General features: G+C 65.8%; 7 protein-coding genes. 6 read left to right on the plus strand and 1 reads right to left on the minus strand.

The window, feature by feature from the left end:
* Positions 1 to 24: 24 nt before the first annotated feature.
* From atpA to EGT67_RS18230, 5 genes are read left to right on the plus strand one after another with little or no spacing between them, the layout of a single operon-like run.
* Complete coding sequence (gene atpA / locus EGT67_RS18210) at positions 25 to 1,668, plus strand: F0F1 ATP synthase subunit alpha (RefSeq protein WP_127917494.1); 1,644 nt, start codon at positions 25 to 27, stop codon at positions 1,666 to 1,668.
* A gap of 48 nt (positions 1,669 to 1,716) precedes the next feature.
* Complete coding sequence (locus EGT67_RS18215; protein ID WP_127917495.1) at positions 1,717 to 2,697, plus strand: F0F1 ATP synthase subunit gamma; 981 nt, start codon at positions 1,717 to 1,719, stop codon at positions 2,695 to 2,697.
* Between the two features lie 3 nt (positions 2,698 to 2,700).
* Complete coding sequence (atpD, locus tag EGT67_RS18220; protein WP_127917496.1) at positions 2,701 to 4,149, plus strand: F0F1 ATP synthase subunit beta; 1,449 nt, start codon at positions 2,701 to 2,703, stop codon at positions 4,147 to 4,149.
* 6 nt (positions 4,150 to 4,155) lie between these two features.
* Positions 4,156 to 4,524 carry a F0F1 ATP synthase subunit epsilon gene (locus tag EGT67_RS18225; RefSeq protein WP_127917497.1) on the plus strand — a complete coding sequence of 123 codons (369 nt, stop codon included), beginning with the start codon at positions 4,156 to 4,158 and terminating at the stop codon, positions 4,522 to 4,524.
* Between the two features lie 48 nt (positions 4,525 to 4,572).
* Positions 4,573 to 4,995 carry a DUF2550 domain-containing protein gene (locus tag EGT67_RS18230; protein ID WP_127917515.1) on the plus strand — a complete coding sequence of 141 codons (423 nt, stop codon included), beginning with the start codon at positions 4,573 to 4,575 and terminating at the stop codon, positions 4,993 to 4,995.
* 83 nt (positions 4,996 to 5,078) lie between these two features.
* Here EGT67_RS18230 and EGT67_RS18235 read toward each other — a convergent pair whose 3' ends face one another.
* A complete protein-coding gene (locus tag EGT67_RS18235; protein ID WP_127917498.1) occupies positions 5,079 to 5,657 on the minus strand; it encodes a cob(I)yrinic acid a,c-diamide adenosyltransferase in 579 nt (192 codons plus the stop codon).
* Between the two features lie 55 nt (positions 5,658 to 5,712).
* On the opposite strand from EGT67_RS18235, the gene murA reads away from it, so the two are divergent.
* Positions 5,713 to 6,972: a UDP-N-acetylglucosamine 1-carboxyvinyltransferase gene (gene murA, locus EGT67_RS18240; protein ID WP_127917499.1), complete on the plus strand. Its 1,260-nt coding sequence runs from the start codon at positions 5,713 to 5,715 to the stop codon at positions 6,970 to 6,972.
* The last annotated feature ends 555 nt before the right edge of the window (positions 6,973 to 7,527 follow it).

Raw genomic sequence — 7,527 nt, forward strand, 5'->3', positions numbered from 1 at the left:
CCAGATACCGAGAGCAGGAAAAACATGGCGGAGCTGACGATCTCCTCCGACGAGATCCGTAGCGCGATCGAGAACTACACCGCGAGCTACTCACCGGAGGCCTCCCGCGAGGAGGTCGGCGTGGTGTCCGACACCAGCGACGGCATCGCTCACATCACCGGCCTGCCGTCGGCGATGGCCAACGAGCTGCTGGAGTTCCCGGGCGGCGTGCTCGGCGTTGCCCTGAACCTGGAAGCCACCGAGATCGGTGCCGTCGTCCTGGGCGACTACGAGCACATCGAAGAGGGCCAGGAAGTCAAGCGGACCGGCGACGTTCTGTCGGTGCCGGTCGGCGACGGCTACCTGGGTCGCGTCGTGGACCCGCTGGGTCGCCCGATCGACGGCCTCGGCGACATCGAGACCACCGAGACCCGCGCTCTCGAGCTGCAGGCCGCGACGGTGCTCGAGCGTCAGCCCGTCGAGGAGCCGCTCCAGACCGGCATCAAGGCCATCGACGCCATGACCCCGATCGGCCGCGGCCAGCGTCAGCTCGTCATCGGTGACCGTAAGACCGGCAAGACCGCGGTCTGCGTCGACGCCATCCTGAACCAGAAGGCCAACTGGGCGACCGGCGACCCGAAGCAGCAGGTTCGCTGCATCTACGTCGCGATCGGCCAGAAGGGCTCCACCATCGCGGGCGTCAAGGCTGCCCTCGAGGAGCAGGGCGCGATGGAGTACACCACCATCGTCGCCGCCCCGGCTTCCGACTCCGCCGGCTTCAAGTGGCTCGCCCCCTACACCGGTTCGGCCATCGGCCAGCACTGGATGTACCAGGGCAAGCACGTCCTCATCGTGTTCGACGACCTGACCAAGCAGGCCGAGGCGTACCGCGCCATCTCGCTGCTGCTGCGTCGTCCGCCGGGACGTGAGGCATACCCGGGCGACGTCTTCTACCTGCACTCGCGTCTGCTGGAGCGTTCGGCCAAGCTGTCCGACGAGCTCGGTGGCGGTTCGCTGACGGCGCTGCCGATCATCGAGACCAAGGCCAACGACGTCTCGGCGTACATCCCGACCAACGTCATCTCCATCACCGACGGTCAGGTCTTCCTCGAGTCCGACCTGTTCAACAAGGGCATCCGTCCGGCGATCAACGTCGGTATCTCGGTTTCCCGCGTCGGTGGCGCCGCGCAGACCAAGGGCATGAAGAAGGTCTCCGGTTCGCTGCGTCTGGAGCTGGCTCAGTTCCGTGAGCTCGAGGCCTTCTCGGCCTTCGCCTCGGACCTGGACGCCGCTTCGAAGGCTCAGCTCGAGCGTGGCCAGCGCCTGGTCGAGCTGCTCAAGCAGGACCAGTACTCGCCGATCGCGGTCGAGGACCAGATCATCTCGATCTACCTCGCCGGCGAGGGCGTGTTCGACTCGGTTCCCGTCGGAGACGTGCGCCGCTTCGAGTCCGAGCTGCTCGAGGACCTGCACCGCAACGCCGCCAGCGTGTACGAGGCGATCAAGGGCGGCAAGGCCCTCGACGACGCTTCGATCGCGACCCTGACGGCTGCGACGGACAAGTTCAAGGCCGGCTTCCTCGCCTCCGACGGCAGCCGTGTCGTGAACGAGGCCGAGGCCGAGGCTCTCGACGCCTCCGAGGTCGGCCAGGAGAAGGTCACCGTCAAGCGCACCACTGTCAGCAAGTGAGCGTGGACCCCATGACTCAGCGTCACCCGAAGGGAGAGTGATCGATCGATGGCAAGCATCCGCGAACTGCGTTCTCGCATCAAGTCGGTCAACTCGACCAAGAAGATCACCAAGGCGCAGGAACTGATCGCGACCTCGCGCATCACCAAGGCGCAGGCCCGGGTTGCGGCTTCCAAGCCGTACGCCGAGGAGATCACCAAGGTGCTCTCCGAACTGGCCAGCGCCTCGGCGTCGCTCGATCATCCGCTGCTCAACGAGCGGGCGAACCCGAAGCGTGCTGCCGTCCTGGTCGTCACCAGCGACCGCGGTATGTGTGGCGGTTACAACTCCAATGCCCTCAAGGAGGCGGAGGAGCTGTTCCAGCTGCTGCGCTCCGAGGGCAAGGAGCCCGTGATCTACGTGCTCGGCTCGAAGGGCCTCGGCTACTACACGTTCCGTGGTCGCAACATCGGTGGTGCGTGGACCGGCTTCTCCCAGGAGCCCGGCTACGCGGATGCCGCCAAGGCGAGCCGTCACCTGGTCGAGCTGTTCATGGCCGGATCCGGCACCGAGGTCGAGGCCCCGAACGGGGAAGGCACGATCGAGGGCGTCGACGAGCTCCACATCGTCTACACGCGCTTCGTCTCGATGCTGACCCAGAAGCCGGAAGTCCGGCGGATGGCCCCGCTCGAGGTGGACTACGCCGAGGATCACATCGAGCTGGGCGAGGACATGCTGTCCAACGGCCAGCACGACGGCAAGTCGGGTCCGGTGGCCGGCTACGACTTCGAGCCCGAGGCCGGCACGCTGCTGTCGGCTCTGCTGCCGAAGTACGTCAGCACGCGTATCTACTCCGCTCTGCTGGACTCCGCCGCCTCGGAGTCTGCCGCCCGTCGTACCGCCATGAAGGCCGCGACGGATAATGCGAACGAACTGGTGAACACCCTGAGCCGTCAGGCAAACCAGGCTCGCCAGGCCCAGATCACCCAGGAAATCAGCGAGATCGTCGGTGGCGCGAATGCGCTGGCCTCGAGCGCAGGAAGTGACTAGCACATGACCGCAGCAGTAACCCAAACCAACGCGAACGGCGCGGACACCACGTCCGGCCGGGTCGTGCGGGTCATCGGTCCCGTTGTGGACGTTGAGTTCCCGCGCGGCCATGTTCCCGACCTGTTCAACGCCCTGCACTCGCAGGTCACCCTCCCGTCGGTGGCGAAGACGCTGACGCTCGAGGTTGCTCAGCACCTGGGCGACAACCTGGTGCGCACCATCTCGATGCAGCCGACCGACGGCCTGGTCCGCGGCGCTGCGGTGACCGACACGGGCAAGCCGATCTCGGTTCCCGTCGGTGACGTCGTCAAGGGCCACGTGTTCAACGCCCTCGGTGACTGCCTCGACGCCCCGGGCACCGGTCGCGACGGTGAGCAGTGGGGCATCCACCGCAAGCCCCCGGCCTTCGATCAGCTCGAGGGCAAGACCGAGATCCTCGAGACCGGCATCAAGGTCATCGACCTGCTGACTCCGTACGTCAAGGGCGGCAAGATCGGTCTGTTCGGTGGTGCCGGCGTCGGCAAGACCGTTCTGATCCAGGAGATGATCACCCGTATCGCCCGCGAGTTCTCCGGAACCTCGGTGTTCGCAGGCGTCGGTGAGCGCACCCGTGAGGGCACCGACCTCCACCTCGAGATGGAAGAGATGGGCGTCCTCCAGGACACCGCCCTTGTCTTCGGCCAGATGGACGAGCCGCCGGGAACGCGTATGCGCGTCGCCCTGTCCGCGCTGACCATGGCGGAGTACTTCCGCGATGTTCAGGGCCAGGACGTTCTGCTGTTCATCGACAACATCTTCCGGTTCACCCAGGCCGGTTCCGAGGTTTCGACCCTGCTGGGTCGTATGCCTTCGGCCGTGGGTTACCAGCCGACGCTGGCCGACGAGATGGGTGAGCTGCAGGAGCGCATCACCTCGACCCGTGGCCGCTCGATCACCTCGCTGCAGGCGATCTACGTCCCCGCCGACGACTACACCGACCCGGCGCCGGCCACCACCTTCGCGCACCTCGATGCGACCACCGAGCTCTCGCGTCCGATTTCGCAGATGGGTATCTACCCCGCTGTGGACCCGCTGACGTCGACCTCGCGCATCCTGGAGCCCGGCATCGTCGGTGCCGAGCACTTCCGCGTCGCGAACGAGGTCAAGCGGATCCTGCAGAAGTACAAGGAACTGCAGGACATCATCGCCATCCTCGGTATGGACGAGCTGCAGGAAGAGGACAAGGTCCTCGTCGGCCGCGCCCGTCGTCTGCAGAAGTTCCTCGGCCAGAACTTCATCGTCGCCGAGAAGTTCACCGGTGAGCCCGGCTCGGTCGTGCCGCTGCGCGACACCATCGAGGCGTTCGACCGCGTCTGCAAGGGCGAGTTCGACCACCTGCCGGAGCAGGCGTTCAACAGCTGCGGTGGACTCGACGACGTCGAGGCCGCTGCCAAGAAGATCGCCGGAAAGTAGACCGACATGGCTGAGATGACCGTTGAACTCGTTGCCGTCGAGCAGCGACTCTGGTCGGGATCGGCGAAGCTCGTCAGCGCCCAGACGACCGAGGGCGAGATCGGTGTCATGCCCGGGCATGAGCCGGTCCTCGGACAGCTGGTGGAAGGCGGCGTGGTTGCGATCACGACCGTCGACGGCGAGCGTGTGGTCGCAGCCGTGCACGGCGGTTTCCTCTCGGTGACCGCCACCACGGTGACGATCCTGGCCGAGTCCGCGGACATGGCACAGGACGTCGACGTCGAGGCGGCCAAGGCCGTCCTGGCGGAGACCACCGAAGACCTCGAGGCGATCGCGGTCGCCAAGGGTCAGCTGCGTGCGGTCGAGCGCGCCTAGTCAGTTCACGACGAGCCGCGACGGAGCCGACGAGCAGTGACGATCGGGATGGTAGTTCTCATCATTCTGGTCGTTCTGCTCGCGGCCTTCGTCGCGGCTTTCGTGTATCGACTGACAGTGTTGCGCCGGGGTGGTACCGCGGCGATCCTGCGGATCACGCCCGCGCCCGGCGGTAGCGGCTGGCGCCACGGGGTGGTGCGGTACGGCGAGGATTCGCTCGTCTTCTACAAGTTGTCGAGCCTGCGTCCGGGACCGGACACCCGGATGAGCCGGCAGGGTATCGAGGTCGGCGCCCGGCGCGGTCCGGTCGGCAACGAGTACGACATCATGACCGACGAGATCGTGATTCTCGAGATTGCCGACGGGGACCGCACGTACGAGATCGCTCTCGATCGTGGCGCACTGACCGCGTTCCTGTCGTGGGTGGAGTCGAGGCCGTCGGGACGCTCCATGCGGGGGCGCCCGGCCTGAGCCGGTGGCTCCGGGTGAACGACGACGATCCGATATGACAAAGGGAGGCCCTGCGGCCTCCCTTTCGTCGTTTCCGTGCCGGTTCAGGCGTCGCCGCCGGCTCCGGGCTTCCAGAGCACGTCGCCGCCCGGATTCGCGAGTCGGCTGACGATGAACAGCAGGTCGGAGAGCCGGTTGAGGTACTTGGCGGGAAGCACGCTCGTGTCGTCGGGGCTGGCCTCGACCGCTGCCCAGGCCGACCGCTCGGCCCGACGCGCGATGGTGCGCGCGGAGTGCAGGAGGGCACCCAGGGGAGTTCCACCCGGCAGGATGAAGGAATTCAGCGGTTGGAGGCGCTCGTTGAACGTGTCGCACCAGCCCTCGACCCGGTCGATGTAGGTCTGGGTGACCCGCAGCGGCGGGTACTTGGGTGCGGCGACGATCGGGGTCGAGAGGTCGGCGCCGGCGTCGAACAGATCGTTCTGGATCTGCCGCAGCACCTCGACGATCTCCTCGGACGGCGCTCCCAACGCGAGTGCGACGCCGATACTCGCATTCGTTTCGTCGCAGTCCGCGTAGGCAACCAGACGGGGATCATTCTTGGAAACTCGGGAGAAATCGCTCAGCCCGGTGGTTCCGTCGTCGCCGGTCCGGGTGTAGATCCGCGTCAAATGCACAGCCATGGGCTTACGGTACCGCTCAGCGGTGAGGCGGTCGCCGTGGTTAGGCTGTGCGACTGTGAGTGAGCGCTTTCTTGTCACTGGTGGAAACCGACTCGTCGGTGAGGTGCCAGTGGGTGGGGCGAAGAACAGCGTCCTGAAGCTGATGGCCGCGGCGTTGTTGGCCGAGGGCACGACTGTCATCAGCAATTGCCCCGACATCCTCGACGTGCCACTGATGGCCGACGTCCTGCGCGGCCTCGGCTGCGAGGTGGTGCTCGAGGGCGACGTCGCAACCATCACGACGCCGGCGCAGCCGAAGTACCACGCCGACTTCGCCGCGGTTCGGCAGTTCCGCGCCTCGGTATGCGTGCTCGGCCCGCTCGTTGCGCGATGCCGGAAGGCGGTCGTCGCACTGCCCGGCGGGGACGCGATCGGATCGCGGCCGCTGGACATGCACCAGTCCGGCCTACGCCTGTTGGGTGCCCACAGCGAGATCGAACACGGCTGTGTCGTCGCCGAGGCGGACGACCTGCACGGCGCGAACATCCGTCTGGCTTTCCCGTCCGTCGGCGCGACCGAGAACATCCTCATGGCCGCGGTCCTCGCCAAGGGGGAGACCGTCATCGACAACGCCGCGCGGGAACCGGAGATCGTCGATCTCTGCAACATGCTGACGCGCATGGGCGCGAAGATCGGCGGTGCCGGCTCGACGACTCTCACCATTCGCGGAGTCGATCGACTCCAGCCGACCTCGCATCGAGTGATCGGCGACCGCATCGTCGCCGCGACGTGGGGCATCGCCGCGGCGATGACGCGGGGCGACGTGTTCGTGCGGGGCGTCAACCCGAAGCACCTGGCGCTGGTTCTCGACAAGCTGCGTGCGGCGGGCTCGCAGATCAGTCTGGAGGCGGACGGCTTCCGCGTCGTGCAGACGAATCGTCCGCAGGCCGTCAACTTCGCGACGCTGCCGTATCCGGGTTTCCCCACGGACCTCCAGCCGATGGCGATCGGTCTCGCCGCGATCGCGGAGGGCACGTCGATGATCACCGAGAACGTCTTCGAGGCGAGGTTCCGCTTCGTCGAAGAGATGATTCGGCTCGGCGCGGACGCGCGGACCGACGGCCACCATGCCGTCGTGCGCGGGGTGCAGGAGCTGTCGAGTGCACCGGTGTGGTCGTCCGACATCCGTGCCGGCGCGGGACTGGTGCTGGCCGGCCTGGTCGCCGACGGTGTCACCGAGGTGCACGACGTCTACCACATCGACCGCGGCTACCCGCGGTTCGTCGAGGACCTTGCGGGTCTGGGCGGCGACATTCGTCGAGTGACGGGGGAGTAGGAGCCGCGGATAGGCGTTGTGCTGGGCGTCACAAATCGCGGTTTTGACGAATCTGTGGCGTTTCGGGCCGGCCGACCTGGGGAAACGGAGTCGGACGAACGTCCGACCTGGCGGTTTGACGCTCCGTGAACACTCGCGTAACTTATTCCAGGTCAGAGCGACACGGACACCGACCCGGACGCGATCTTCACAGGTCAGCGAGGGAAAACGAGGTTGTACGGGGAGCGCCTGGTAATCCGAGTGTGAAACATCCTGTAGGGTTGTGGAGCGCCTTCGGGTGGCCGAGAAAGTGCCGGATTTGCTTCCGGAACTTGATCGGGTTAGGCTTGAACGGTTGCCCCAAAACGAGGAACTGCAAAGTTTCGAGTGATGGTGTGCGCGTGTTCTTTGAGAACTCAACAGTGTGTCGATGAATGTCAGTGCCAAATTTTTTTGGTACTCCACTCACCATTTTCGGTGGGTGGGTATTTGCTGGCTGTCTCATTCTTCCGTCTGAGATGGTCAGTGCAAGCTAGTTTGAGTTTTTACGCTAGTGATTTGACTCGATGTCTATGG

Source organism: Prescottella agglutinans (assembly GCF_004011865.1).
In the GTDB taxonomy this organism is placed as follows: Bacteria; Actinomycetota; Actinomycetes; order Mycobacteriales; family Mycobacteriaceae; genus Prescottella; species Prescottella agglutinans.

Excerpts from the sequence above, each read along its gene's own strand:
- atpA (WP_127917494.1), top strand. The coding sequence starts at position 25 with ATGGCGGAGCTGACGATCTCCTCCGACGAGATCCGTAGCGCGATCGAG.
- EGT67_RS18215 (WP_127917495.1), top strand. The coding sequence starts at position 1,717 with ATGGCAAGCATCCGCGAACTGCGTTCTCGCATCAAGTCGGTCAACTCG.
- atpD (WP_127917496.1), top strand. The coding sequence starts at position 2,701 with ATGACCGCAGCAGTAACCCAAACCAACGCGAACGGCGCGGACACCACG.
- EGT67_RS18235 (WP_127917498.1), bottom strand. The coding sequence starts at position 5,657 with ATGGCTGTGCATTTGACGCGGATCTACACCCGGACCGGCGACGACGGA.
- EGT67_RS18225 (WP_127917497.1), top strand. The coding sequence starts at position 4,156 with ATGGCTGAGATGACCGTTGAACTCGTTGCCGTCGAGCAGCGACTCTGG.
- EGT67_RS18230 (WP_127917515.1), top strand. The coding sequence starts at position 4,573 with ATGGTAGTTCTCATCATTCTGGTCGTTCTGCTCGCGGCCTTCGTCGCG.